Genomic DNA, 26,004 nt, shown 5'->3' on the forward strand with positions numbered 1-26,004 from the left:
ATCTTCTCAGTAAATTTAAAAAACTATATTAATGATTATAGGTTTCTCTTTTGGTAATCTTTCCTTAAATTGAGCCAATAAAACCTGAATGAAAATATTCCATTTGAGTGCCGAATGTTACCCCGTTGCCAAAGTTGGCGGCCTTGCAGATGTTGTTGGCGCATTGCCTAAATATCAAAATCTGGCAGGCTTGCAGGCAGCAGTCGTAATGCCCTACTATGATCGCAAGTTTACGCAAGAAAACGAATTTGATGTTGTTTTTACTGCTGTAACTTTACTAAACACCCGCCGCCTTTACTTTGAAATTTTAAAAGAAAAAACCGATAAGCTGGGTTTTGAATTATTTTTAGTCCGCATACCCGGATTGCTTGACAGGGAAAATGTATACAGCTATCCCGACGAACGGGAGCAGTTTATTGCTTTCCAGCTGGCTTTTTTAGATTGGATCAGCTATTCGCAGCAAACACCGGACATTATCCACTGTCATGATCATCACTCGGGCCTGGTACCTTTCCTGCTTTACCATTCCAAATTGTACAAACGGCTGGCCAATGTGCCTACAGTGTTTACCATACACAACGGCCAGTATCATGGCGCTTTTGGTTGGGAGCATTTTCAATACCTGCCCGAGATTGATCCGGCTTCAACAGGCCTGCTTGATTGGGCTGGCGGTATAAACCCGCTGGCCGCAGCTGTAAAATGTAGCTGGCTGTATACCACGGTATCGCCAACGTATTTGCGCGAACTTACCATTAACTCAAACGGGTTGGAATACCTTTTTTATATCGAAAGAGCAAAAGGACATGGTATCATCAACGGTATTGATACCGAAGTTTGGAATCCTTTGAAAGATCCCATGATTCCGAGCCATTTTAATACTAAAACCCTGGCGAAGGGAAAGCAATTAAATAAGGAAGCACTTTGCACCCGTTTTGGGTTGGATGCCTCGAAGCCCCTGTTTACCTTCATCGGCCGGCTGGTGATTGAAAAGGGCGCCGACCTGCTGCCCGAAGCAATTGACCGCACACTGGCGCAATATGGCGATGAGGTTAACTTTTTTATCCTTGGCTCGGGTGACAAAGATATGGAACTGGCCTTGCTTGAACTTAAGGCAAAATACCCGGGCAGATGCAATGTGTTTATTGGGTATGACGAAGGCCTGGCGCACGTGGTTTATGCCGGCGCCGATTTCCTGATGATGCCATCGCGGGTGGAACCTTGCGGGCTTAACCAGCTGTATTCCTTACGTTATGGCACCATGCCGCTGGTACGCAGCACAGGCGGCTTAATCGATTCGGTAATTGATTTTGGCGACGAAGGCGGCTACGGCATCCGGTTTAACCAGGTTTCGGTAGATGATATTTGCCACGCCATAAGCCGTGCTGCCGCGCTTTACCAAAACCAGCCGCAACTACAAATACTCCGCAAACGCATGATGGCCCTCGATTTTTCGTGGGACAGATCGGCCAAAGAATATATAAACCTTTATGAAAGTTTAAACCCTCTGATATGACATCTAAAGTAATTTCAATTGTGCTTGGCGGTGGCCAGGGCAGTCGTTTATCGCCCCTAACGGCAACACGTTCAAAACCGGCTGTGCCAATTGCCGGTAAGTACCGTTTAGTTGATATTCCCATTTCCAATTGCCTGCACTCGGGTATTACACGTATTTATGTGTTAACGCAGTTTAACTCGGCTTCGCTAAACAAACACATTAAAAACACGTATCACTTTAGCAGCTTTAGCGATGCTTTTGTTGATATTTTGGCTGCTGAGCAAACCCCATCAAGCGTATCATGGTTTCAAGGTACGGCCGATGCGGTAAGGCAAAGTTTACACCACCTGGCTGTACATGAGTTTGAGTATGTACTGATTCTATCGGGCGACCAATTGTACCAGATGGATTTTGATGACATGATAACCAAGCACATCGATGCCGGTGCCGAAATTTCCATTGCTACTATCCCCGTTGACGCGGCTGATGTTCCTGGATTTGGTATTTTGAAAGCAGATGACGATAGCATGGTTACGGCGTTTATCGAAAAACCAAAATCGAACTTTGAGAGCTGGGCCTCTGATGTAAGCGATGAAATGAAAGCTGAAGGCAGGGTTTACCTGGCATCGATGGGGATTTACATTTTTAACCGTAAACTGTTGTATGAATTATTGGAAGGTAACGACCGTACCGATTTTGGTAAAGAGATTATCCCGCAATCTATAGTTAATCATAAGGTTTTGAGCTACCAGTACGAGGGCTACTGGACAGATATTGGTACCATCCCATCATTTTTTGATGCTAACCTGGGCCTTACCGACGAGATACCTAAGTTTAACCTTTTTGGCGAAAATCATATTTATACTCGTGCGCGTATGCTGCCGCCATCAAAAGTGTCTGGCACTACATTAAATAAATCTATTATCGCCGACGGTTGTATCATCAGCGCTAAAACAATTACCCGCTCTATTATTGGTATCCGTACCCGGATAGGAGTTGATACTGAAATTGAAAATTGCTATGTAATGGGCAGCGATAACTACCAAACGCTTGAGCAAATTGCCGAACTGAAGTTGAGCAGTTCGCCGATTATGGGTATAGGCGACAGGGTAAAGATAAAAAATGCCATCATCGATAAAAATACCTATATAGGCGACGATGTGAGCATCAACTGTGGCGAATTGCTGCCCGATGGCGATTACGGTACTCATACCGTGCAGGATGGTATTGTAGTTGTTAAAAAACGCGCGATTATTCCTAACGGTACAATTATTTAATTAAACGAAATAAAAAACAATCCATAGTTAATTTGTTATTGATGGTATAAAAACTATAAAACATAACAACTATGAAAAAAGCACTTTGTATGATTGCTTTAGCAGCAGTCTCTTTCGGAAGCGTTTTTGCATTTGCCGGTAACGCAACAGTGAAAACTACGCATGGTATTATGCAAACAGATACTACAAAGAAGAAAATGAAGAAGAAAAAAATGAAGAAGGATTCGACAATGAAAAAAGACACGATGAAGATGAGAAAGTAACCTTCAACAGCAACAAAAGAAGCCTCCTGAGTATTTCGGGAGGCTTTTTCATTTATTAATTCCGTCATTGCGAGGTACGAAGCAATCCCCGAAATGCTAAGTCCCACATAGTTCGGGATTGCTTCGTACCTCGCAATGACGTTAGTATCGGATATGCGCAATAACACAGCTGTAAGCAAAGTTCGTTCGCTTACAAATCCATTGTTTCGCCAATAACAGGCAGCTTCAAATTCAATCCTGCTTTAATAAATTTTTCCCTTACCTCGCCCTTATCAATTTTAATCACATCAAAAGAATCGTAATGAATACCAATGATGTTTTTGCAGTTAATAAAACCTGCGGCCTTAATGGCGTCATCGGCGCCCATGGTGTAGTTATCGCCGATAGGCAGGTAAGCCCAGTCAAGGTTTTCATCTTCCAGCAGTTTCATATCGTAGGTAAGGGCGGTATCGCCGGCAAAATAGATTTTTTTACCTTCGATAGTTAACAGGAAACCCGCGGGGTTGCCACCAGCGGCGCCGTCAGGCATGGTGCTGGAGTGCACCGCGTTCACCATTTTAACCCGGCCAAAATCAAAGTTAAAACCACCACCTATGTTCATCCCGTGTACATTGTCAATGCCTTTGCTGTTTAGCCAGTTGGCAATTTCGGCGATGCAGATAACTTTGGCACCGCTGTTTTTTTGCACCTCTATCAGGTCGGCAACATGATCGCCGTGCCCGTGTGATACCAGGATATAATCTGGTTTCAGGCTTTGTAAATCAACATCCTTAGCTAACGGATTGTACGTCACAAAAGGATCAAACAAAAGCCTGGTGCCGCTGCCCAATTCAATTTCAACAGTCGATTGACCGTAATATGTAGTTTTCATCGTAGATTAATGTTTAAATTATTTTATTCTAAACTATCGTTCCTCCTTCAGGGGCTAGGGGGCACCTATTTTCCAAACAAGTTCCCCAAACCTGGCATACCGCCAAACATATCTTTGGTCATGGCAGCCATTTCGGCCTGGCTTACGTTATCGGCTTGTTCCATGGCTTTATTAAAAGCTACAACTAATAACTCTTCCAGTTCTTCCTTGTCAGCATCAGCCAAAAAATCGGGGTCGATATTGATTGATTTTACCACTTTATTGGCATTTGCCGTTACCACAATTTTGCCACCCTCGGCACTGCCTGTTACCGTAATAGCATCCAGGCGTTTTTTCGATTCGCCAGCCTTTTGCTGGGCTTCCATTATTTTATCAAACATAACTTTTATAGATGTGCAGATATGCAAATGTGCAGATTACAGATGTGCAAATATGCAGATGGATAATTATTTAATATTGCTGATTCTTAAATTTTACAAATTCAAAACCAAAAGGTTTAATCCGAAGTTGCTTTACTCACCACTCACCACTCACCACTCACCACTCACCACTCACCACTCACCACTCACCACTCACCACTCACCACTCACCACTCACCACTGACTAATCATCGCTCGTATCGCCATTACCGTTGTATGCGCTTTTACGTACAATAGGCATGCCGGCGGCCTTAAACAGGTCGTCAAGTTTTAACAGGCTGCCGTTGGCTAAGTTTGATAACAAAACAATAGTGATATCGTTTTTCATATCGCGCAGGTAAATGTGCCTGAAACCATGCCACCAGCCGGTATGGTAAATAACCTGCTGCCCGGGAGCAGTAAAGGTACGCCAGCCGTAGCCGTAGCTAAAATGGCCATGCAGCATAGGGTTACGTGGCACGTAGGCCGAATCGAGCGTAGCTTGCTTTAGCAATATGCCGGCACGAAGCGCCCTGTCAAACAGGAAAAGATCTTTAACAGTGCTATAGATACCTTTATCGCCTACGGGCCCATCTAAAAAGTTTTGCGCAACCGAATACTTCCACTGACCACGGTCGTGCCCGACCACGTGTACGGGTATTTTATCATAAACTGCCTTAGAGTAAACCGCGGTATGCATCATACTGGCCGGTACAAACACATTATCCTTCATAAATTGCGCGTATGATTGGCCACTCACTTTTTCGATGATTGAACCCAGCACCATAAAGTTGGAGTTGTTGTACAAAAAACGCTTATTGGGTACGTTAAAAGGATGCGGTTTGTAATCGGCAATCATCTTCATAGCATCCATATTGCTAAGGCCCTTCCGTTGGTTTAAGTGCTGGCTGCGGTATATGTCGTCAATAAAATACACATAATTCATCATCCCCGAGCGGTGGGTAAGTAACAAACGAATGGTAACACCATCGTACGGAAAATCCGGGAAGAACTTTTTTACATCATCATCCAGTTTAAGCTTGCCGCGTTCCATCAGCATCAATATGGCTGTTGATGTCATGGTTTTGGTAACCGAGGCCAGCTCAAATTGTGAGCCTATTTTTAGGCTATCGCGGTGCAGGTAGTCGGCCCAGCCAATGGCATTTTCATAAATAATTTTACCTTTTTTGGCTACCAGTACATTGCCGTTAAACGCACGGGTACGGTGCAGCTCCTGCATTACCGCGTCTATTTTTTTATCGGCGTTTTTGGGGTTGTAAGCCAGCAAGGTAACGGTGTCCAGTGGTTTGGCGGTGGCGGGACCGGCGGCGCTTTGCGCTTTATCTTTATTTTTTGACGAACAGGCTGTTAAAATCAGCAGTAAGGACGCGAACGAAAGGGTACTCTTGTACAATAACTTCATAGATCAGAATCTCACACTTAAAACGAATGCGAAAATTAGAAATTATACAGCAGGTTAACATTAAAGTTTTTATTTTTTTTCGTTTACTTCATACTCTTTGTATGTTTAAGTATGAATATTGTTAAAAAAGTCTGGCTGCTGATACCCGTGTTACTATTTTCGGTTGCTGTTCGGGCGCAGGATACCGATGTTGCCGGGTTGATTAAACAAGGCATCCAGCTTAATAATCAGCATGATTATGCCGGGGCTATCGAAAAATACAAACTGGCTTTAGCCACCGAGCCGGATAACGCCCAGGCCAATTATCAGATAGCATTCAGCCTGAATGCATCGGGTAAGGGCACCGACGGAATTCCGTATTTGATTAAAGTAACCAAAGCCAACTCCAATTTTACCGGCCCGGCGTTTGAGTTGTTAGGTGGCATTTATGACAGCAGCCACCAACCCCAACAGGCTATCGACGCTTATAAAGAGGGCCTGAAAATAAAGCCCGACTATCAGCCTTTGTATTTTAACCTTGGTATAGCCTACTTCCGCGCCAAACAATTTGCCGAAGCTGAGCAGGCCGCCATTGAAGCCATTAAACTGGACCCTAAACATGCCAATAGCCAGCGCCTGTACGGCCTGGTAACTTTTCATCAAAATAAAAGGGCAGCGGCTTTGATGGGCTTTTGCAGCTATTTGCTGTTGGAACCCGAGGGCCCGCGCAGCGATGAGGCCTACGCCAACATGCAGAGCATTTTAAAAGGCGGCATACTTAAAACAGAGGAGGCCAAAGCCGAAGCATCAACCATATTTTTGAACCGGGCGTTGAATGCGGCTATAGCGAAAGCAAAACCAGGTTTAACCCCTGCCGAGGTATTGGAAAATCAGCTAAAGTCGATTTTTGAAGCAGTTGGGCAATTGGCCGAGAAGCAGGCAGGCAATGATTTCTTCAGGCATTATTATGCCGATTTTTTTTACAGCCTTAGTAAAACCGCCAATATGCCCGCGTTTGCAAGGCTGATGGGTTTAAGCGCAGATAAGGAAGCTAACAAGCAGTGGCTGCAGCAAAATGAGGATAAGCGTAAAGCGCTGGATGCATGGGTAGCTGGGGCGGAAAGAAAGTTTTAAAATTTGATAGGGGCTGGAGAGCTATTTTCGTAATCTGCTACCATTTTTCAATCGTCATATCTTCAACTTCCTGAAAATGCCCATCACGGGTAATTAGAGTGAAATTATGCTGTTTTGCGGTTGCAGCAATCCATATATCATTTGATGGAATCGGTTTTCCCTTTTTGAAAAGCGCTGCTGTAATTTCTCCGTAAAGCCGAGAAGTAGTAGCATCTACATCAATTACGGTGCATAATTTAAGGAAAGCCTCAAGTTGCTTTAAATGTTTTGGTTTATTTACAACTCTGTTGATCCCTATGTATAACTCTCCCAAAACAATGGAAGAAATATAAAAAGGGGGGATTTCATTTATCTTGTCAGCAACTGCTTTGTTACCCGAGAAAACTTCAATTACAATATTGGTGTCCAAAAAATAACTATTTCCAGTCATTTTCGTCTATTGTTTCACATGCTTCAGCAATGGCATTTTTCATGTCTGCGGTTTCCTTATCCGAAAGGATGCCTACAAAATCGTAAATGCTTGGTTTTGATGTGCCTTTTTGTACCCGATTTTTTTTTAACACATTTTCGAGCGTAATCCAAATTGATTCACTTTTTACCTTGAGTAACTCCTCAATTAAATGTAATTTCTTAGCTTCTGAATACATGACTTAAATGCTGACGTATTACAAAAATAACAAAAAAAAATCGCGATAAAAATTCGTGTGTCCAAGGCCTGGGATATACGTGGCAATTATCGGAAAGAAAGTTTTAAAATTCCTTCTTTTAATTAAAACTGCTGCCTAAATTTAGGCATGAAAACCTATCACAAATTCCTGCTGTTTATTTTGTTTATAGCTTACGCGCCGGTCGCTTTCGGGCAGACTAAGGACGACGCCAAAGCTTTGGTTAAAGAGGGTATTGCCCTGCACGATGCTGGCAAATATGATGAAGCCATTGCCAAGTATAAAGAGGCTTTAAAAATCGACCCTGAATATCCCACCGCTTACCACGAAATTAGTTATAGCCTTTTTAGTTCGGGCAGGGGGAAGGAGGCTATAGTTTATCTTGAAAAACTACTCACGTTAGATTCAAAATCCGGTGGCGCCTATGATATGCTTGGCAGTATTTATGACGATGATAAGCAACCTGATAAGGCTATCGAATATTATAAAAAAGGTATAGCCGCTAATCCGGAATATCAGCGGCTGCATTATAACCTGGCAATAACTTACCTGCGCCAAAAGAAATACGCGGAATCGGAAAGTTGTGCGATTGAAGCCATCAAACTTGATCCTAAACATGCCAGCAGCCAGCGTACTTACGCGTTGGCTACACTGGGGCAAAATAAAAGGCTTTGCTCACTATTGGCATTTTGTAGTTTCCTGTTACTTGAGCCTCAAACCAAGCGTTCAACGGAAGCTTATGAATATATTGACAAAATATTTAAGGCCGGCGCCGATCAAAAAGAGATTTTGATGACAACTGATAAAGATACTAAAGAAATATCTCCAATGTCGTTTGCCGAATCATCTATAATAATGGCCGCATCTGCAAGTAAAGCATTGGAAAAAATTGGCGCAGGCAATGCACAGGAACGACTAACCAACGAACTAAAAATGGTGTTTACTGCAACATCAAAAGAATCCGCAAAAGTTAATAATAAAGACTTCTTTTGGAAATACTATGCCGACTACTTTGGCAAACTCGCCGAAACCGATAATATGGAGACTTTTACCAGGCTCATTAGCCTAACTGCTTATAAAGACGAAAACCTGCAATGGTTTAAAGATAACAATGCCAAACTATCGGCATTGGATGCCTGGGTAACGGCTACAAAAAGGGAGTTTTAATTGATGACGGAATGAAAGAACGTGCGATATTTAACCATGACAAAAAAACAATACCTTGAACTTATACCGTTAAGCATATTTTTACTGGCGGGGCTGTCAGCTCTTTTTAAAGTGCCTTATTCAGGACTAATTGCAGTTGTTTTCGGCGGAGTAACAGCTACCTTATACTGTCCTTTATCATTATGGCTGTACGCCAGCGCTGGTGTCTCATTAATAAACCGGATTCTAATAGATGTAGCATATAGTCTTGCGATAGTTGCGTTATTATTTTGTTTTTTACACTGGGCAAACTGGCAGTTTGAATGTATTATGAGTTATGGAGCATTGCTGGTTGCAGTTGTCATTTGTGCTGCCAACTATTCAAAACCGGCTTACAAGCCCTTTTTGTGGCGGTGTGTTTTTTTTGCGGTGCTGATCACGCTTGTTTATACTTATCGAAAATTTTAAAAGCCCCCTTTATGTTAAAGAGGGCTTGGTAAGTAACGATCCCATCAAAAGTTAGGATCAAAATTAAAGAATATCGGGTTCGATAAGCCAACCATATTACCGCTTAAAGCCATTGATCCCGGAACCTGCGGGTAAGGTGTAGGTGTGCCTTGTACTTCTACACGGTAATAACTCCGCTCAATAGTTGCCGGCGAATCTGTAAACTCAATCGCCGGCGTTTTACCCGTGGTTTTAAAGCTGCCAAAGGGATTGCCGTTTTTTATGATGTTGATGGTGTACTCCCCGTCGGCAGGCACTTTGCCGGTTAGCTGCACACGGAATTTTACCGACTTGCCCGTGGCTTTGGCATTGTCGCCCATCATCATATCCATTTTGCCATCCTGGTTTATATCGGCATAAAATTCAACGCGTGGCGCGTACGGATTCTGGCTGATGCACACCCGCCCGCTGGTAAGGGCGTCAATAACTGCCTGCGTGGTGCGTGCCGTGGCAAATACCCAGGTGGTTGGGGTACCTACATAGTTGGCCTGGGCCTGGTAGCTGTTTTTGGTTTCTTTATCCGGCGAATCGGGAACGCCATGGTGGGCGTCGCTGCCGCCGCGGCCGGTAAGCTTGCGGCCGGATGATAGCATATCGTCCCAGATCATGATGGCGTTGGCGTTTTTTGACCAGATGGCCGAGTTCCAGACTTCGATAGAATTAACCATATCGTACGAGTATCCAAAATGATCTTTCCCGCTCGGGTGGTTGGCCGATAGGTGGATGCCCAATTGCTTTTTTACGGCGCCTACCACCACATCGCGCTGATCGCGCACGTCATATAGTTTTTGGTGATCATAAGGCACGGCCGAGAATGCATTACCATGGCCGCGGGTGGTTGTCCACTCGGCGCTGTAAAGCAGCAGTATCGAGTCTGATTTAAACTCCGGGTCGGCCCAGGTGTGGTGCGCTACGTCGCCGTTTACATGGTTGTCATGATCGGTAATAGCCACAAAATCAATTCCTGCCGATTTAGAAAAAGCGATGATTTTGCTAATGGGATTATTAGACGATTCGGTACTGTGACGCGAGTGCACGTGCAGTTCGCCTTTAAGCCAAACGCCCTTGCTCTGGCTGGCGATTGCCGGTAGCTGGCCAACTTCGGTTGCTGCCCATGGATTAATATGGGGCGCCTGGGCTAATGCCGCAGTGCAGGCGAAAGTGCCGATGATAAGCAGCAAAATATTTACCAGCGTCGTTTTTTTGTAGTTGTTAAAAGTCATATCAAATTAATTAACGGGTAGTACGTTTGGTCCGCAACATACCCCATTCATATTAATTGAATGTTAGCGTCCGCAAAATGAATAAGATTGTGACAATGCTATTTGTTGAGGTGTCTTCCCGGCTGGGAGATCGGGGTTATGAAGTTAAGGAATTGACAGGCTGCTCCATCGGAGCAAAACATTTGTAGCGTTTGTAAATCAACATTTTTGCGTGCCCTAGGTACGCTACATAAGTGCCGTACCTACGGCACGGAGCGTTATTTTCTATTTTTTCTACAAATGTTATACCCCTACGGGGTTGAAAACACCTACTTAAGTGGCACCGGTAGAGAGAGCGGGGGAGCAAAAAAAATGGTTAAACAGCGACAGCCATTTTGCCGGATCTTTAGTACCTTAACTAACAGAAGTAATGACGCCTGAAAAGGGGCCGGAATCGTTAATCCGGCCATAAAATGGGCGTTTTTATAAGCTGATTAATAAACCTAAAAATCATGAGCCAGGAATTTATGTTGTACATCCGCAATGCAGGTGATGCAAAAGCGGCCTTATCGGCAGATGAGCATCTTGCATTTATAAAAAAATGCGAAACATATATCGGGCTGCTAAGAGCAGCAGGTAAATTAATAGCAGCCCAGCCCATTGTGCGGGAAGGTTATGTTATTTCAAAAACCGAAAACGCGTGGACACAAACAGCCATTGATCCTGCTAACGAAGTGCAGGTTGGCTATTACCATATTACAGCAAAAGATTTGGCCGAGGCGGTTGAAATTGCAAAAAGCAACCCCGAGTTTGAGTACGTGCCTTCGGCCACAATTGAGGTACGGCCTATAAAATTGAAAGAAGAGCAAACTAATTTTGTATATCCAAAATAGGGGGGCAGCGAAAATATATTAATCATACCTTGATGGGATTTTGAAAGTCACTGGAAACATGAAGAAAGCCTGAATGGGCACATTAACTTTCGATTTCGTCTTTACTATAAACCTTGCTTGCTGTATACGAACGAGGGCAATTAAAATATTTTGCTGTGAGTGATGAGTCCGGATAGCTATCGGCAGTTCCCTCGACCTCGTTGTTTAATGGGATGTTCTGAGATTTTTTTTAAAATAAAAAAACTCCGGTTTTTACTGAGTTTTCCTGCGGGATGAACGGGAATCTATTAGTACACTTAGAAGGAATTTTAGAAGCTGTAAAAGAGATTACTCAAAGTGATGACAGATAATTGTTAAATATCGATTTTATATTTTTTCGCTATCCTTATCAATTTGTTAACATGAAAATCGTTCACGGATGGCTCGGACCATCTAATATCTTCTCTTCCGTCGGGATGTACGGTAGTGTGTTTGGTCGATTTTGGAATTATTGCCTCACTATAGAGCCTCTTTAATATAGTTCTCCCTCTAACATAATCACCAAATTCTAATTCCAAAAGTGAAACATCATCAATGTTTGCTATTAAATGAAATGGACGATATTTATAATCAATTCGTATGAAGTCAAGTAATGCATCCAAGGTTTGTAGTTTTGTAAACAATGGAAGGACATGATTTTTTAAATCATTCTCTATTTGCTTAGATACCTTCTCATATTCTTTGATGTGGTCTAACTCATACCAGTAATCGCTGTTATATATCAACATTCCCGTTCTTCCCCAAATGAAGCAATTATCAGAAGTCACAAATTGAGGTTCATCAACTCTATCTTTTGAAATCTTAAATATTAAACTATTATAGAACCCCAGATTTATGGTAAATCTTATGCTTTCAGAGTGATTATACTGACTTTTTTGGACGTTTAGAGATTGAGTTAAATTTGGAAAAACGCAATTAAAATTTAAGTTCTTTTTTTTAAACCCAGTTTGCTTTAACTGGGGAGTGATAATATTTTTAACAAGTGTTTTAAATTCTACAGTTAAATCTCTTTCCATTTATCAGTTTTAGCAATCTCTCAAAATAATTGTAAATAAAAGTAATAAAAAAAGCCTATAAATATTTATCTATAGGCTTTGGGTGTTCTAAAAATCGAATCGCAGGAAGGACGGGATTCGAACACATCAGTCATTTTAAACAACCTTATCAAGCTCACTTTTCTGTCGGCCCTGAGAAACCCTGAAGTGAAGGAAACCGACCATTTAAAATCTTCCCTCCCCCATCACAAAAAGATTACCATTTCCCCATCTCCTGCATCAGATAAAAACATAACTTTGCCCCTGCAAATTTTAACATCATGAGTTTTAGGACCGAACACGATACCATGGGCGAGGTACAGGTACCTGCCGATAAATACTGGGGAGCACAAACAGAACGTTCACGCAATAACTTTAAAATTGGTCCGGAGGCATCTATGCCCAAAGAGATCATCGACGCGTTTGCCTACCTGAAAAAAGCTGCCGCTTATACCAATACCGACTTAGGCGTACTATCTGCCGAAAAGCGCGACTTGATAGCACAGGTTTGCGACGAGATATTGGCCGGATCGCTGGCCACGGAGTTTCCGCTGGTGATTTGGCAAACAGGTTCGGGCACGCAATCAAACATGAACGTGAATGAAGTTGTGGCCAACCGCGCCCACGTATTGCAGGGCAACAAACTGGGCGAAGGCAAAACTTTCATCCATCCCAATGATGATGTAAACAAATCGCAATCATCAAACGATACTTACCCAACCGCCATGCACATTGCGGCGTATAAAATACTGATGGATGTTACCATCCCCGGTGTCGAAAAACTGCGCGATACCCTGCAATTAAAAGTAGAAGCCTTTAAATCGGTAGTAAAAATTGGCCGTACCCACCTGATGGATGCTACGCCGCTTACATTGGGCCAGGAATTTTCCGGTTATGTATCGCAGCTAAACCACGGCTTAAAAGCCCTGCGTAATACGCTTGATCACCTATCTGAACTTGCCCTTGGCGGTACAGCCGTAGGTACCGGCATCAACACCCCAAAAGGTTATGATGTTAAAGTAGCCGAATATATTGCCCAGTTTACCGGCCTGCCATTTATCACTGCCGAAAACAAATTTGAGGCCCTGGCCGCGCACGATGCTATTGTAGAGAGCCATGGCGCATTAAAACAAATAGCCGTATCGTTAATGAAAATAGCCAACGATATCAGGATGCTGGCTTCTGGTCCGCGTTCGGGTATTGGCGAGATCCATATCCCCGATAACGAGCCGGGTTCATCTATAATGCCGGGCAAGGTTAACCCAACCCAAAACGAAGCTGTTACCATGGTAGCAGCGCAGGTAATGGGCAACGATGTAACCATTTCTATTGGTGGCTCAAATGGCCATTACGAACTGAACGTGTTTAAACCGGTTATGGCGGCCAACTTCCTGCAGTCGGCAAGGTTAATTGGCGATGCCTGCGTATCGTTCAATGATCATTGCGCTGTAGGTATCGAACCTAATTACGATGGTATCAAAAAACACCTCGAAAACTCGCTGATGCTGGTAACAGCGCTTAATCCGCACATTGGTTATGAAAATGCCGCCAAAATTGCCAAAACCGCGCTGAAGGAAAACAAATCCCTGCGCGAAGCCGCTATTGGCCTGGGCCTGTTAACCAACGAACAGTTTGACCAATGGGTTATACCCGAAAATATGATAGGCAGCTTATAAAGAGGAGCCTCACCCCAAACCCCTCTCCTGAAGGAGAGGGGCTTTTGATTTACTGCTTTTGAATAGCAAGTTTATGCTAAAACCCCTGAACGATTTTCTTTCAGCCCCGACACAAAAAAAGGCTTTTCGCTTTCAGCCTTCGGCTTTCAGCAAAAAAGCCTTTCACCTTTCGCCTTTCACCTTTTACCTCAGCAAAGCCTTTTTCCTAAACAGAGCCTTTTACCTTTTACCTTTCGCCTTTTACCTCTGCGGCTGCAGCATGAACCCTAACATGCAAAAGCCAGGATTAACTTATTTGCAGGGCGAGTGGAAGCAGGATTCGGTTCCGGCCGAGAAGCGGTTAGTTACCTATTCGTTGTACGACATTAAATTTAGCTGCGATTCGTTTGTGATGAAGATAAGTACCGTAAGCAAGGTAAACTACGGCGCCGATACCTGCATGAATAAAGGCCATTGGGACGAGTATATTCGCGGCACCTATTCGCAAAAGCAGGATACCCTACACCTTAAAGGTGAGTTTTGCAATGCCAACCTGAGCTATAAAGACGAGAAAACCTGTTTCCGCTGGGGCGATTACGAGGAGTTTTTTAAGGTGAAAAAAACCAAAGATTCGCTCATTCAATTTACAAGTACATCAAACGTAATCCCTATAAAGGCACGTTTGGTTAAACGAACAAGCTGCATCCCAAAACCATTATAATGAAAACATCAATCTTTAAAAAAATTGCTTTTTTTGTGGCCATTTGCTACATCCCGGTGCAAAGCATGGCCTGGGGTACCAATGGCCACCGCATTTGCGGGCAAATAGCCGATAGTTATTTAACGCCCAAGGCTCGCAAAGCCATACAGGCCATTTTAGGCGACGAGTCGATAGCGATTACCAGCAACTGGGCCGATTTTATTAAATCCGATCCGGCTTACGGCTACCTGTATAACTGGCATTTTATCGACCTGGATAAGGCTTATTCCTACCCCGAATTGCAAACCTATTTAAAAGCCGACACAGCTACGGATGCCTATACCAAAATGAATTTTTTGATAGCCGGCCTTAAAAATAAAAGCACCACCAAAGCGAATAAACTGCTTTACCTGCGCATGCTGATCCATATTGTTGAAGATGTGCACCAGCCTTTCCACACTGGCCACACCAGCGATAAAGGCGGCAACGATTTTAAAGTACAATGGTTTGGCAAGGACAGCAACCTGCACTCGGTTTGGGATAGCCAGCTGATAGATAACCAGCAATTGAGCTATACCGAATATGCCGCCTGGATAAACCATAGCACCACTACTCAGCGCGCAGCCCTGCAAAAGGCCCCCATAAGCCAATGGCTGTTTGAAAGCAACCAACTGGCCGAAAAGTTTTATGCCGACATTAAACCAGGCGATAACTTGACTTATAAATACAATTTTAACCACATAGCCACCCTGAACCAACAACTCCTTAAAGCCGGCATCCGTTTGGCAGGGGTGTTGAATCAGTTGTTTGGATAGGTGGTTGATTGGGTTGATTGAGTTGGACTAAGTTGATTGGGTTGAATTAGGGCACCTAATCCATCAGTACCTAATCTAAACTGAAATTAAATCACTCAACTTAATCAACCCAATCAACCACTCACTTAATCAACTTAAGATGAAAATACTAATGGTATGCCTCGGTAACATCTGCCGTTCGCCGCTGGCCGAGGGGGTAATGCAACACCTGAGCGATGAGCAGGGGCTGGGCTGGCAGGTAGATTCGGCAGGTACCGGCAACTGGCACGTAGGCGAGGGGCCCGACAGGCGCTCGGTACGCGCGGCCCGAAACCACGGCATTGATATCAGCGGGCAAATTTGCCGCCTGTTCAGGAAAAGCGATTTCGATGAGTTTGACCATATTTTTGTTATGGATAAGTACAATCTCAGCGATATCCTGAACATGGCCCGTAACGATGAACATGCGCAAAAAGTGAAGCTCCTGTTAGGCGATAAAATTGTACCCGACCCATACCACGACGACACCCAGTTTGAACCGGTATTTGAGCTGATAGAAGTTGGGTGTAAGGACATTATAAGGGAGTTGACGGCCTGAATTCATGTCATTGCGAGCGCCTTATAGCGAGTTGTGTAAGTTGCTGAATATGAAAACACATATCCGTCATTGCGAGGCACGAAGCAATCCCGAACTGTTTGGGACTTAGCATATCGGGGATTGCTTCGTGCCTCGCAATGACGGTAGCGTAGGACATCGGTTTAACTATATTACCCGCTAAAGCTCCAACAAAAACGTTTTGTCTTTAATTCCTGACTCTAATCTCTTGATTCTCTTTCCTCACTCTAAAAAACGGCAAATCTTCTCCATACCAAAAAGCCTCGCCAAAACGCCCAAAACCGGCTTTTAACAAAACCTTTTGCGAAGCAGCGTTATGCGGATGGGTAACGGCATAAATTTCTGTTAGCCCGACTGTATTGAAACCGTAGTTAATTAAAGCCTTTGAAAGTTCGGTGGCAATGCCTTGCCCCCAGTATTTGAAATGCAGGCGGTAGCCCAGTTCAATTTTATCGCTGTCCGATTCGCTTGGTTTTAGCATGCATACGCCAATGAAATCATTATCGGCTACGTTGAAAATTCCCCAACGGCCCAGGCCGGTTTTGTTTTTGTAATCCTTCAGGGTATCCTTAAACACCTGCTTGCTTTCGGCCGGGGTGCGTTTCTTTACATATTGGGTAAGGCGTTCGTCCTCATCCATAACAAGGGACAGGGCTTCGTCGGCAGCAGTAAATTCACGGATGAGCAGGCGGGGCGTTTGGGTGATAATGTTCATGGGTTTCAAAAATATGGTAAATGGGCGTTGATTGGCATTGTGGATGGTAAAAAGAGTGTCATATAAAGCCGTGCCGGTTACCGGGAATCGGCATGATAAAATGGGCGACAGGCAATAGGGTTTAAAACGGTGTTGGCAAGTGGCATTTTTCGATGGTGTACCACCCCGTACCAGGGTGTTTCACCCCGTTTCAGGGTGTACCAGGCCGTACCTGCATGTTTCAGGGTGTTTCACCCCGTACCGGTACACACACTTTGGGACTTGTAATGCTTTGTTTGATTAACACCACGCGGTTGGGAGGGGTTAAGCTTTTTTGTACATTTGCCGCATGGCATCCATCAAACCATCCGTACCAAAAGGCACCCGCGATTTTTCACCTGTTGAAATGGTGAAGCGTAACTATATTTTCGATGCTATTAAAAGCGTTTTCCGTAAATACGGCTATCAGCAGATAGAAACACCGACGATGGAGAATTCATCGACACTGTTGGGTAAATATGGTGAAGAAGGGGATAAGCTGATATTTAAAGTGCTGAATAGCGGCGATTACCTGGCCAAGGTAAATCCCGAAAAACTGGCGGCGCTTAACTCAAATGCGGTTGCTTCGGATATCTCAGAAAAAGCCCTGCGCTACGACCTTACCGTTCCTTTTGCCCGCTACGTAGTAATGCACCAGAACGAGATCACTTTCCCGTTCAAACGCTTCCAGGTTCAACCCGTTTGGCGTGCCGACAGACCGCAACGTGGCCGCTACCGCGAATTTTACCAGTGCGATGCCGATGTGGTAGGCTCGGATTCTTTGCTGAACGAGGCGGAATTTATACTGATCTACGACGAAGCCTTAAGCAAATTAGGACTGAAAGATTTTACCATCAAAATTAATAACCGCAAAATACTCACAGGCATAGCCCAGATCATAGATAAGGCCGATAACATTATCGACCTAACTGTCGCCATTGACAAGCTGGACAAGATTGGCCTTGATGGCGTTACCAAAGAACTGATTGAACGCGGCTTTACCGAAGCCGACATCGAAAAAATAAAACCGGTTATTTTACTGGAAGGCTCAAATACCCAAAAACTACAGAGCCTGCGCGAAGCACTGGCCCAATCACAGATAGGCCTTAAAGGCTGCGATGAGATAGAAACCGTTTTTAAATACATTGAAAGCTGCCCGCTGCAAACCGCAACACTCGAACTGGATATAACCCTTGCCCGGGGCTTAAATTATTACACAGGCGCCATATTTGAGGTGAAAACAAATGAAGCAGCAATGGGCAGCATCGGCGGCGGCGGCCGGTACGATGACCTTACGGGCATGTTTGGCCTGAAAGACCTCACCGGTGTAGGTATCTCCTTTGGTGCCGACAGAATTTATGACGTGCTGGAAGAACTAAACCTTTTCCCAACCACGACCAACCAAAGTACCCAGGTGCTCATCTGTAACTTTGACAAGGAGGGCGAAACTTACGCGTTACCATTGTTGCAGCAATTACGCCGTAATAATGTCAATACGGAGTTGTACCCCGCCGGTGCCAAAATCAAAAAACAGCTGGATTACGCCAATAATAAAAACATCCCCTACACTGTAGTTATCGGTGGCGATGAAATGCAAAGCGGCTTACTAACTTTTAAAGATATGGCCAGCGGCGTACAGGAGAAATTAACCGCGGAAGAGATTGTGGGTAGGATGGCAAGGTAAAGTATCCCTGGTTTTTATGGCTTTGGGGAAAATGGTGTCCTTATAGCATTGTCAATGTCGGATGGTAAGTTTTACTAATTCTTGAGGAAGAAATGAAGTTCAAAATAAAGACTGTCATCCTTCGTTCCTATCAATGACCAAAGAAAAATCGCAGACTTACGAAGTTTCAAAAACTTCGTAAGTCTTTCGCCGCGGTGTCAATCCTCCTTCAGCGTCTCGCCAAATTTGATTGCCCGAAATAATGTTTTAGAGAAAATTTCCAGGAAAATTACTTGAACGTATAACCTACGCTGACGCCGCCGGCTGCAATAATGCCCTCATCACAAATTATGGGCACAAAGCCTATCCTTAAATTGATGCCGCGCTCCTGTGGCTGATAACGATAGCCTATTGTTGCTGTACCAATAAAGCCTGTAATCCTGTCGAAAATAAATGTTTTGCCATTACTGTTTCCATGCGAATTTAAAAAGGTAGTGCCTGCGCCAAGTTCAATCAGGCTGTTGCCTTTTCCTAACAGGTAATTTATTTGTAAGGGAACAGAAAATACATCATTGCCGTCGGTTGCAAAATAACCAGCGCCGGCTCTAAAGCCCAGTCCGGTACGCTTGTGGCCAAAGCGCATATCATAATTTAGTGTTAAAGCGAGGCCTGGCCCGCCAACTTCAAAAAAAGCAGTTTGGGCGCGTTCGCCTTCCGGCTCAGAGCTGGTTGAATCAACCTTGGTAGTATCTATAACCACCGTTTTAGTACCGGTCGGATGCGATTTTTTAACGGTATCCGTCATGTTAGGCTCAACAATTTGTGCCGATGAGCTAAGGCCGGACAATAGGAACAGCGTAAGAATAATTCCGTTGAGCGTAAAAAATTTCTTCATTATTTAGGTAAGTTGAACTAATATGGCAATTCATGTTGTATTACGCTAAAGGGAAATAAAAGGTTTCAAAAACGGCGGCTCGTGGATGTAAGCGATGGAATTGGTTTGATTACCAGTTGAATAAAAACAATGGGAATCAAAATATCAGCGTTTAATAGGGTAAAATATACGGCATCTCCATATAAACAAAAAAGGCACCTGATGAGGCGCCTTTTTGTTTAGTTTAAAACAGGTTTTGTTTCTTCCTTAACCGTAAGGTCAAGCGGTTCGCTCACCTTTTCATCCAGTAATGCAAGCTTAATCACATCGCGCATATCGGTTACGTAATGGAAATTCAAATCTTTTATATAATCCTCTTTAATTTCCAGGATATCTTTCTGGTTTGATTTACATAGGATGATCTCTTTGATATTGGCGCGCTTCGCCGCAAGTATTTTTTCCCTGATCCCCCCAACGGCCAAAACGCGGCCGCGTAAGGTTATCTCGCCTGTCATGGCCAGGTTGGGTTTTACTTTGCGTTGCGTAAATGCCGAAACCAGGGCTGTGAGCATGGTGATACCTGCCGATGGGCCATCCTTTGGCGTAGCGCCTGCCGGTACGTGCACATGCACGTCCCAAAGGTCAAAAAGTTTAGGGTTGATATCAAAATAACCGGCATGGGCTCTTAAATAAGCCAGTGCAATGGTTACCGATTCTTTCATCACATCGCCCAGGCTGCCGGTAAGCGTTAAACGGCCTTTGCCGGGGCTTAAGCTTGCTTCGATGAACAGGATATCGCCGCCAACCGATGTCCAGGCCAGGCCTGTTACAACGCCAGCTACATCATTGCCTTCGTAAAGATCTTTGTCGAATATAGGCGCACCCAATATTTTTTCGATATCTTTTTTATTTACCGCCGGATTGTAAGGCTCTTCCAAAGCGATGTTTTTGGCAATGCCACGCACTACCGAACCTATCTTTTTCTCCAATGCACGTACGCCAGATTCACGGGTATAATCAACAATGATTTTTTCCAGGATCTCGCTTTTAAGGGCAATGTCTTTTAATTTTAAGCCATGCGCCTCGCGTTGTTTGGGTACAAGGTGTTGTTTGGCAATTTCTATTTTTTCTTCGATGGTATAGCCGTTCACCTCAATAATCTCCATCCTGTCTAATAGCGCAGGCTGGATACTGCTCAGGGAGTTGGCAGTTGCAATAAACATTACGTTGGATAGGTCGAAGTCCATCTCAACGTAGTGATCATAAAAAGTACTGTTTTGTTCGGGGTCAAGCACTTCCAGTAAAGCCGAAGACGGGTCTCCGCGGAAATCGTTTCCTACTTTATCAATCTCGTCTAAAATAAAAACAGGATTTGCCGCGCCTGCTTTTTTAACCGATTGGATGATGCGGCCCGGCATTGCGCCAATATAAGTTTTACGGTGGCCACGAATCTCTGCTTCGTCGCGGATACCGCCCAAAGCCATGCGCACATATTTGCGGCCCAAAGCCTTGGCGATAGATTTACCCAGCGAGGTTTTACCAACTCCCGGGGGGCCAACCAGGCAAAGGATAGGGGCTTTCATGTCGCGCTTTAACTTAAGCACGGCCAGGTATTCAATAATGCGTTGTTTAACCTTATCCAGTCCAAAATGGTCTTTATCCAAAACCTTTTGGGCCCGTTTCAGGTCGAAGTTATCTTTAGTAAACTCGTTCCATGGCAAATCAAGCAATAACTCCAGGTAATTTATCTGTACCGAGTAATCTGCCGCTGCAGGGTTGGTGCGGGCAAGCTTCTCCAGCTCTTTGGTAAAATGATCTTTAACCTCTTTAGCCCATTTCTTTTTAACAGCACGCTGGCGTAAACTCTCTATCTCTAAATCAGGAGAATTACCGCCCAACTCTTCCTGTATGGTTTTAAGCTGTTGATTTAAAAAATAATCGCGTTGCTGTTTATCTAAATCAACACGCACCTTGCTTTGGATCTGGTTTTTTAGCTCCAGCATCTGCAAATCAAGTGTAAGGTGTTCCAGTACCAGGTTAATCCTTTCGCGCAAACTGGCAACTTCCAACAGGCGTTGCTTGGCCGCCATATCGGCATTCATGTTTGATGATATAAAGTTGATCAAAAATGAAGTGCTCTCAATATTGCGGATAGCTATGCCGGCTTCGCTGGGGATATTTGGCGATAGCTGGATAATATTCATGGCCATGTCTTTTATAGACGATACCATGGCTTTAAATTCTTTATCCTCTTTTATTTTGGTTTCGTGAAAAGGCTCAACGGTTGCTTTAATATAGGGTTCTGACTGAACCTCATCTTTTAAAACAAAACGTTTTTTACCCTGCAAAATAACTGTGGTGTTACCGTCGGGCATTTGCAGCATTTTGATGATGAGCGCAATGGTACCAACTTTATTCAATTGGTTAAAATTGGGGTCTTCAATACCCACATCCTGTTGCGCAACTACCCCAATCATCCGGTTGCCTTTATTGGCATCACGAATAAGTTTGATTGATTTGTCGCGGCCAACGGTTATCGGGATAACAACGCCGGGAAACAGTACAGTATTACGCAGCGGCAGAATGGCCAGTAAATCAGGCAATTGCTCGTTGTTCATTTCCTCTTCGTCTTCGGTAGACATTAAAGGAAAAAACTCCGAGTCTTCATTTATAACAGGTAAAGCATTTTTAAAATCGAATGGATCGAAACTCATTAATATATTTTTTGTGTAGAAAATAACGTCATGTTGTCAGCCCATAAACTTATTGGGCTTGTAATATACAGGTAAACGATGATTAAAACCTGTGTGGTATTATGGTTCAAGAGCTGTGCCAAGTTGGGTTAATAATGAATAGCGTTTGATTTGGTGCTGTAATGTTTTGATTATATGGTAATTGTAAATTTAACACCTATTTTTCAAATTAACTGGATTTTGTTGTTAAAGATGAAAAAAAGTCATAGTATCGCTTTCCCGATTGAGCTGGCTGATGGAATTATTTTTAATAAATTTAATTTTGGCATAATAATTCGAAGGAATGATAGTTAATGATATACAATTTGTTCACCATTAATCCGTTGATGAGGCTTTCAGTTATTTTACCATTCCTGCTACTGTCAACCATTGAAACTACATTGGCGCAAAGCGCTTATGTAAAAATGGGGCAGCAAGCTGTTATGGACGGCGATTTCAGATCGGCAGTGGCCCACCTCGAAAAAGCCTGCATCACCGATTCTACCAATGCCAATGCTTTGTGGATGTTGGGCTATTCTTACTATCACAGCGATAACTACAAAAAATCAATAGCTGCTTATACCCGCGTAATTGCTATAAAACCGGCTGATGCTACTGCTTACTATTACAGGGCGCGCGCAAAAAGCTACTTAGGTAGAGATAACCAAACTAAAGATGCCGATAAAGAACTATATTTATTAGGCGCCATTGTTGACCTTACCAAAGCCATATCTATCAACGACGACCCAGGCGATAGTAAATATTACCAAAACAGGGGGATAGCCTACCGTGATTACGGCGTATTCAAACTCCAAACAAATTCCCGTTTTTATGACAGGAGCCGTGGTGTAAATTCATTAAAAGCTTCTATTGCCGATCTTGAAAAGATATTGAATGCCAACCCTGGCCGTAACGATATCGCAGCGCTTATCGATCAATCAAAAGAAAAGCTGAACCAGGCAAGTTCAACAGCTGCTACAAAACATTAAACCATATTGTCTTTTTTACGCCACAATTATAGGTATGTTATCGATTTATATTAAATTTGATTTGAATTTATGGCGAAAAAATTTCTTACAGCGAATTATAACGACGGGGATCATAATGTTAAAGTAGGGCTCACTTTGATATTGTGGGAAGAGGATAATGTTTTTTATCAATATTCTCCAGAGTTGGATTTGACGGGATACGGTAAAACTAAAAATGAAGCAGAGGAATCTTTTCAGTACGTTTTACAAGATTTTATAAAATATACACTACACAAAGGAACTATATTTGAAGAGTTGGAAAGGCTTGGTTGGACAACTAATAAAAAGAAAAAGCGACTACACGCACCCGGAGAAGAACAACTTTTAGAAGATAATGAAACCTATAAAGAGTTGATAAATATGCCCGGCATTCTTAGGTCTACTACTGACTTTGCCCTTTCTTTATAGAAAATGAGTACTCGTCATTTGCGTAATATTTCAATATCTCAATTTGAATCTTTTTTAGAATTAGCACTTTGTCAGTTTAAGAAGAATGAAAAAGGGCATTGCCAGTATACCCGAGCGGATTTGAACAGACCTATCGTTTTTCAAAATCACATAGATCCTATTCCCGAATTTATTGTCAAGAATCTTTTAAGATTGTTTCCCTACAGTAAGGATGACTATTTTGATATTTTAGAAGGCACTAAAATAGTGAACAGAAAAAGTCTCAAAGTATTTGAGTTGATAAATAAGAAGGTTTCCGATTAATTACCATTTACCTTGTGTAATGAGAGATTTCACAATCGTTTGCAAACTAAAATCGATTTCAACGTTTCAATACTCCTCTTATCCTATATAAATTCTTCCCCATCAATCTCACCTGCTGCGATTTCTCTATCTGGTAAACCGAATCTGGAAAGTAGCTTAATTTTTCGTGGGTTTCGTAAAGCAGGTTTTTAGTATGGTTAAATATTACAATCCATTTTACGTTATCCCCCACTTTTTTTATCATAACCTCGGTTGTACGCAAATCGGGTGTTTTGGCCCGGTAAATAATAAGCGAATCGGTGTTTAAAACACTGTAACTGTTTTTCCAGGCCGGGCGGTTAATGTCTGAAAGAATGAAGAGATTAAATTCCTGCCCCCAGTTGGCAATTTGTACGGTTTTGTTTTCTGTTACGCCGTTGTGGGTAACGGTTTTATCAACCTGTGGATTTAGTTTGGTTAGCCTGGCAGTATCACCTTTAAAATACCCGGCTATATCAAAATACTTAAGCGTACCGTTTGATTGCGTTTTATCGGGCCTGCAGGCTTGCAAACCCAATAAAAGCAAAATGCCACCCAACAGGGTGGCATTATAAGTTAGTTTCAGTTTATACCAATACATTACCGGTCATTTCCGCGGGGATATCAACCCCAAGTATTTTTAAAATGGTAGGTGCTATATCGCCCAGTTTACCATCGTTTACGTGGGTTACATCTTTGTCTATTATGATACATGGCACCAGGTTGGTGGTGTGGGCGGTGTTTGGTGTGCCATCATCATTAATCATATAGTCGGCGTTACCGTGATCGGCAATGATGATAAAGCTATATCCATTGGCTAAACCAGCCTCGACAACCGCTTTTGTGCAGGCATCTGCAGTCTCGGCTGCTTTAACAACGGCGCTAAAAACACCGGTGTGCCCAACCATATCGGTATTGGCAAAGTTCAGGCAAACAAAATCAGGCCAGCCGCTTTCCAGTTCAGGAATGATAGCATCGCGAATGCCTGCCGCGCTCATCTCTGGCTGCAAATCATAAGTTGCCACTTTGGGCGATGGCACCAGCAAGCGTTTTTCGTTATCAAATTCGCGCTCGCGTCCGCCAGAGAAGAAGAAAGTTACGTGTGGGTATTTTTCGGTCTCGGCAATGCGGATCTGCGTTTTGCCTGCATTCTGCAAAATTTCGCCTAATGTTTTGGTCAGGTCTTCTTTATTAAAAACTACCTGTACGTTTTTAAATGTTTCATCATATGGCGTCATAGTGATGTAACGGATATTCAACGGGTGCAGGTTATACTCCGGGAACGACTTTTGGGTTAACGCCAGGCTAATCTCGCGGCCTCTGTCTGTACGGAAGTTAAAGCAGATAACAACATCGCCATCTTTTATAACAGCCAAAGGCTTACCGTCGGCATCAACCCTAACTATTGGTTTTATAAATTCGTCGGTAACACCCTCTTCGTATGATTTTTTGATCAGGTCGGTGATGTGTTGCGTGGCTTCACCTTCACCTTTAACCATAAGGTCGTAAGCCAGTTTAACGCGTTCCCAGCGGTTATCGCGGTCCATCGCATAATATCTGCCTATGGCAGTGGCAATTTGTGCAGACGTACCCGCTATATGTTCTTCCAGTTCAGTTATAAAACCTAAGCCCGATTTAGGGTCGGTATCGCGTCCGTCTAAAAAAGCATGAATAAATACATTGTTTACATCCAGCTGTTTTGCTGCATCGCAAAGGCCCTTTACATGCCTGATGTGTGAGTGTACACCACCATCAGATACTAAACCGATGAAGTGAACATCCTTATTGTTTTGTTTGGCGTATTCAAAAGCATCTTTTAAAACCGGAATGGTGGGTAATTCGTTATCATCAACCGCTTTATGAATGCGGCCTAATTCCTGGTAAACTACCCGGCCTGCGCCAAGGTTCATGTGTCCAACTTCGGAGTTGCCCATTTGCCCGGCGGGCAAACCTACCGCCATACCCGAAGCTTCAAGTTTGGAGTTTGGATAAGTTTGCAGCATCATGTCAACAAAAGGAGTGTTGGCGGCAAGTATAGCGTTCGATTGATCGTTACGGCCGTAACCCCAGCCATCGAGGATAATTAATGCGAGTTTTTTTTTATTTTCCACATTGCAAATATAAATGCAACAATGTACTTATGGCTATAAATTT

At 43.3% G+C, this 26,004-nt stretch carries 27 protein-coding genes; 15 read left to right on the top strand and 12 right to left on the bottom strand.

Annotated elements, in window-relative coordinates:
- The first annotated feature begins 88 nt into the window (after positions 1-88).
- From ACFGVS_RS26870 to ACFGVS_RS26880, 3 genes are all read left to right on the top strand, one after another.
- Complete coding sequence (locus ACFGVS_RS26870; RefSeq protein ID WP_439696317.1) at positions 89-1,513, top strand: glycogen synthase; 1,425 nt, start codon at positions 89-91, stop codon at positions 1,511-1,513.
- Positions 1,510-2,772: a glucose-1-phosphate adenylyltransferase gene (locus ACFGVS_RS26875; protein WP_090653207.1), complete on the top strand. Its 1,263-nt coding sequence runs from the start codon at positions 1,510-1,512 to the stop codon at positions 2,770-2,772. The genes ACFGVS_RS26870 and ACFGVS_RS26875 overlap by 4 nt, the downstream gene beginning before the upstream one ends.
- A gap of 71 nt (positions 2,773-2,843) precedes the next feature.
- A complete protein-coding gene (locus ACFGVS_RS26880) occupies positions 2,844-3,035 on the top strand; it encodes a hypothetical protein (protein WP_090653208.1) in 192 nt (63 codons plus the stop codon).
- 190 nt (positions 3,036-3,225) lie between these two features.
- Here ACFGVS_RS26880 and ACFGVS_RS26885 read toward each other — a convergent pair whose 3' ends face one another.
- The 3 genes from ACFGVS_RS26885 to ACFGVS_RS26895 form a co-directional block, all read right to left on the bottom strand.
- A complete protein-coding gene (locus tag ACFGVS_RS26885) occupies positions 3,226-3,906 on the bottom strand; it encodes a metal-dependent hydrolase (RefSeq protein ID WP_439696318.1) in 681 nt (226 codons plus the stop codon).
- A 65-nt stretch (positions 3,907-3,971) separates the two neighbouring features.
- Complete coding sequence (locus ACFGVS_RS26890; RefSeq protein ID WP_439696319.1) at positions 3,972-4,286, bottom strand: YbaB/EbfC family nucleoid-associated protein; 315 nt, start codon at positions 4,284-4,286, stop codon at positions 3,972-3,974.
- 223 nt (positions 4,287-4,509) lie between these two features.
- Positions 4,510-5,727, bottom strand: a complete 1,218-nt coding sequence (locus tag ACFGVS_RS26895; protein WP_439696320.1) for a serine hydrolase domain-containing protein — start codon at positions 5,725-5,727, stop codon at positions 4,510-4,512.
- Between the two features lie 111 nt (positions 5,728-5,838).
- On the opposite strand from ACFGVS_RS26895, the gene ACFGVS_RS26900 reads away from it, so the two are divergent.
- On the top strand, positions 5,839-6,840 hold the full coding sequence (locus tag ACFGVS_RS26900) for a tetratricopeptide repeat protein (RefSeq protein ID WP_439696321.1): 1,002 nt from the start codon (positions 5,839-5,841) through the stop codon (positions 6,838-6,840).
- 37 nt (positions 6,841-6,877) lie between these two features.
- Here ACFGVS_RS26900 and ACFGVS_RS26905 read toward each other — a convergent pair whose 3' ends face one another.
- Both ACFGVS_RS26905 and ACFGVS_RS26910 read right to left on the bottom strand, forming a co-directional pair.
- Positions 6,878-7,270 (bottom strand): type II toxin-antitoxin system VapC family toxin, encoded by a 393-nt coding sequence (locus tag ACFGVS_RS26905; RefSeq protein ID WP_439696322.1) that lies wholly within the window; start codon positions 7,268-7,270, stop codon positions 6,878-6,880.
- Entirely contained in the window at positions 7,257-7,487 is a 231-nt protein-coding gene (locus ACFGVS_RS26910) for a hypothetical protein (protein WP_439696323.1), read from the bottom strand. The genes ACFGVS_RS26905 and ACFGVS_RS26910 overlap by 14 nt, the downstream gene beginning before the upstream one ends.
- 147 nt (positions 7,488-7,634) lie before the next feature.
- Here ACFGVS_RS26910 and ACFGVS_RS26915 point away from each other — a divergent pair, with 147 nt between their 5' ends.
- Both ACFGVS_RS26915 and ACFGVS_RS26920 read left to right on the top strand, forming a co-directional pair.
- Positions 7,635-8,672, top strand: a complete 1,038-nt coding sequence (locus tag ACFGVS_RS26915; RefSeq protein ID WP_439696324.1) for a tetratricopeptide repeat protein — start codon at positions 7,635-7,637, stop codon at positions 8,670-8,672.
- Positions 8,673-8,708: 36 nt separating this feature from the next.
- Positions 8,709-9,119 carry a hypothetical protein gene (locus ACFGVS_RS26920; protein ID WP_439696325.1) on the top strand — a complete coding sequence of 137 codons (411 nt, stop codon included), beginning with the start codon at positions 8,709-8,711 and terminating at the stop codon, positions 9,117-9,119.
- Between the two features lie 44 nt (positions 9,120-9,163).
- Here ACFGVS_RS26920 and ACFGVS_RS26925 read toward each other — a convergent pair whose 3' ends face one another.
- A complete protein-coding gene (locus ACFGVS_RS26925) occupies positions 9,164-10,381 on the bottom strand; it encodes a CehA/McbA family metallohydrolase (RefSeq protein ID WP_439696326.1) in 1,218 nt (405 codons plus the stop codon).
- A 491-nt stretch (positions 10,382-10,872) separates the two neighbouring features.
- Between ACFGVS_RS26925 and ACFGVS_RS26930 the strand changes: the two genes are divergently transcribed.
- Positions 10,873-11,253 carry a YciI family protein gene (locus ACFGVS_RS26930; RefSeq protein ID WP_439696327.1) on the top strand — a complete coding sequence of 127 codons (381 nt, stop codon included), beginning with the start codon at positions 10,873-10,875 and terminating at the stop codon, positions 11,251-11,253.
- A 353-nt stretch (positions 11,254-11,606) separates the two neighbouring features.
- Here the strand turns inward: ACFGVS_RS26930 and ACFGVS_RS26935 are convergent, their stop codons facing one another.
- Positions 11,607-12,308 carry a DUF4304 domain-containing protein gene (locus ACFGVS_RS26935; protein ID WP_439696328.1) on the bottom strand — a complete coding sequence of 234 codons (702 nt, stop codon included), beginning with the start codon at positions 12,306-12,308 and terminating at the stop codon, positions 11,607-11,609.
- A gap of 299 nt (positions 12,309-12,607) precedes the next feature.
- On the opposite strand from ACFGVS_RS26935, the gene fumC reads away from it, so the two are divergent.
- From fumC to ACFGVS_RS26955, 4 genes are all read left to right on the top strand, one after another.
- A complete protein-coding gene (gene fumC, locus ACFGVS_RS26940; RefSeq protein ID WP_274209448.1) occupies positions 12,608-14,002 on the top strand; it encodes a class II fumarate hydratase in 1,395 nt (464 codons plus the stop codon).
- Positions 14,003-14,273: 271 nt separating this feature from the next.
- Complete coding sequence (locus ACFGVS_RS26945; protein WP_439696329.1) at positions 14,274-14,702, top strand: fumarate hydratase; 429 nt, start codon at positions 14,274-14,276, stop codon at positions 14,700-14,702.
- Positions 14,702-15,496: a S1/P1 nuclease gene (locus tag ACFGVS_RS26950; protein ID WP_439696330.1), complete on the top strand. Its 795-nt coding sequence runs from the start codon at positions 14,702-14,704 to the stop codon at positions 15,494-15,496. The genes ACFGVS_RS26945 and ACFGVS_RS26950 overlap by 1 nt, the downstream gene beginning before the upstream one ends.
- Before the next feature lie 139 nt (positions 15,497-15,635).
- Complete coding sequence (locus tag ACFGVS_RS26955) at positions 15,636-16,073, top strand: low molecular weight protein-tyrosine-phosphatase (protein WP_439696331.1); 438 nt, start codon at positions 15,636-15,638, stop codon at positions 16,071-16,073.
- Between the two features lie 205 nt (positions 16,074-16,278).
- Here the strand turns inward: ACFGVS_RS26955 and ACFGVS_RS26960 are convergent, their stop codons facing one another.
- The gene (locus ACFGVS_RS26960; RefSeq protein ID WP_439696332.1) at positions 16,279-16,806 is read right to left on the bottom strand and encodes a GNAT family N-acetyltransferase; all 528 of its coding nucleotides are present in this window, start codon (positions 16,804-16,806) and stop codon (positions 16,279-16,281) included.
- Between the two features lie 328 nt (positions 16,807-17,134).
- Here ACFGVS_RS26960 and hisS point away from each other — a divergent pair, with 328 nt between their 5' ends.
- The gene (gene hisS, locus ACFGVS_RS26965) at positions 17,135-18,508 is read left to right on the top strand and encodes a histidine--tRNA ligase (protein WP_439696333.1); all 1,374 of its coding nucleotides are present in this window, start codon (positions 17,135-17,137) and stop codon (positions 18,506-18,508) included.
- 268 nt (positions 18,509-18,776) lie between these two features.
- Here hisS and ACFGVS_RS26970 read toward each other — a convergent pair whose 3' ends face one another.
- Together ACFGVS_RS26970 and lon are read right to left on the bottom strand one after the other, a co-directional pair.
- On the bottom strand, positions 18,777-19,382 hold the full coding sequence (locus ACFGVS_RS26970) for a hypothetical protein (protein ID WP_439696334.1): 606 nt from the start codon (positions 19,380-19,382) through the stop codon (positions 18,777-18,779).
- A 218-nt stretch (positions 19,383-19,600) separates the two neighbouring features.
- Complete coding sequence (gene lon / locus ACFGVS_RS26975; protein ID WP_439696335.1) at positions 19,601-22,075, bottom strand: endopeptidase La; 2,475 nt, start codon at positions 22,073-22,075, stop codon at positions 19,601-19,603.
- Positions 22,076-22,440: 365 nt separating this feature from the next.
- Between lon and ACFGVS_RS26980 the strand changes: the two genes are divergently transcribed.
- From ACFGVS_RS26980 to ACFGVS_RS26990, 3 genes are all read left to right on the top strand, one after another.
- Positions 22,441-23,082, top strand: coding sequence for a tetratricopeptide repeat protein (locus tag ACFGVS_RS26980; protein WP_177183933.1), 642 nt, complete (start codon positions 22,441-22,443; stop codon positions 23,080-23,082).
- Positions 23,083-23,151: 69 nt separating this feature from the next.
- Positions 23,152-23,529 carry a hypothetical protein gene (locus ACFGVS_RS26985; protein ID WP_090652782.1) on the top strand — a complete coding sequence of 126 codons (378 nt, stop codon included), beginning with the start codon at positions 23,152-23,154 and terminating at the stop codon, positions 23,527-23,529.
- 3 nt (positions 23,530-23,532) lie between these two features.
- The gene (locus ACFGVS_RS26990) at positions 23,533-23,832 is read left to right on the top strand and encodes a type II toxin-antitoxin system HicA family toxin (protein WP_177183934.1); all 300 of its coding nucleotides are present in this window, start codon (positions 23,533-23,535) and stop codon (positions 23,830-23,832) included.
- 58 nt (positions 23,833-23,890) lie between these two features.
- On the opposite strand, the gene ACFGVS_RS26995 is transcribed toward ACFGVS_RS26990, so the two are convergent.
- Positions 23,891-24,451: a hypothetical protein gene (locus ACFGVS_RS26995; protein WP_439696336.1), complete on the bottom strand. Its 561-nt coding sequence runs from the start codon at positions 24,449-24,451 to the stop codon at positions 23,891-23,893.
- Entirely contained in the window at positions 24,438-25,961 is a 1,524-nt protein-coding gene (gpmI, locus tag ACFGVS_RS27000; protein WP_274209438.1) for a 2,3-bisphosphoglycerate-independent phosphoglycerate mutase, read from the bottom strand. Before gpmI ends, ACFGVS_RS26995 begins: the two co-directional genes overlap by 14 nt.
- Positions 25,962-26,004 lie beyond the last annotated feature (43 nt).

The sequence above is a fragment of the Mucilaginibacter sediminis genome (genome assembly GCF_051903035.1).
GTDB lineage: Bacteria > Bacteroidota > Bacteroidia > Sphingobacteriales > Sphingobacteriaceae > Mucilaginibacter.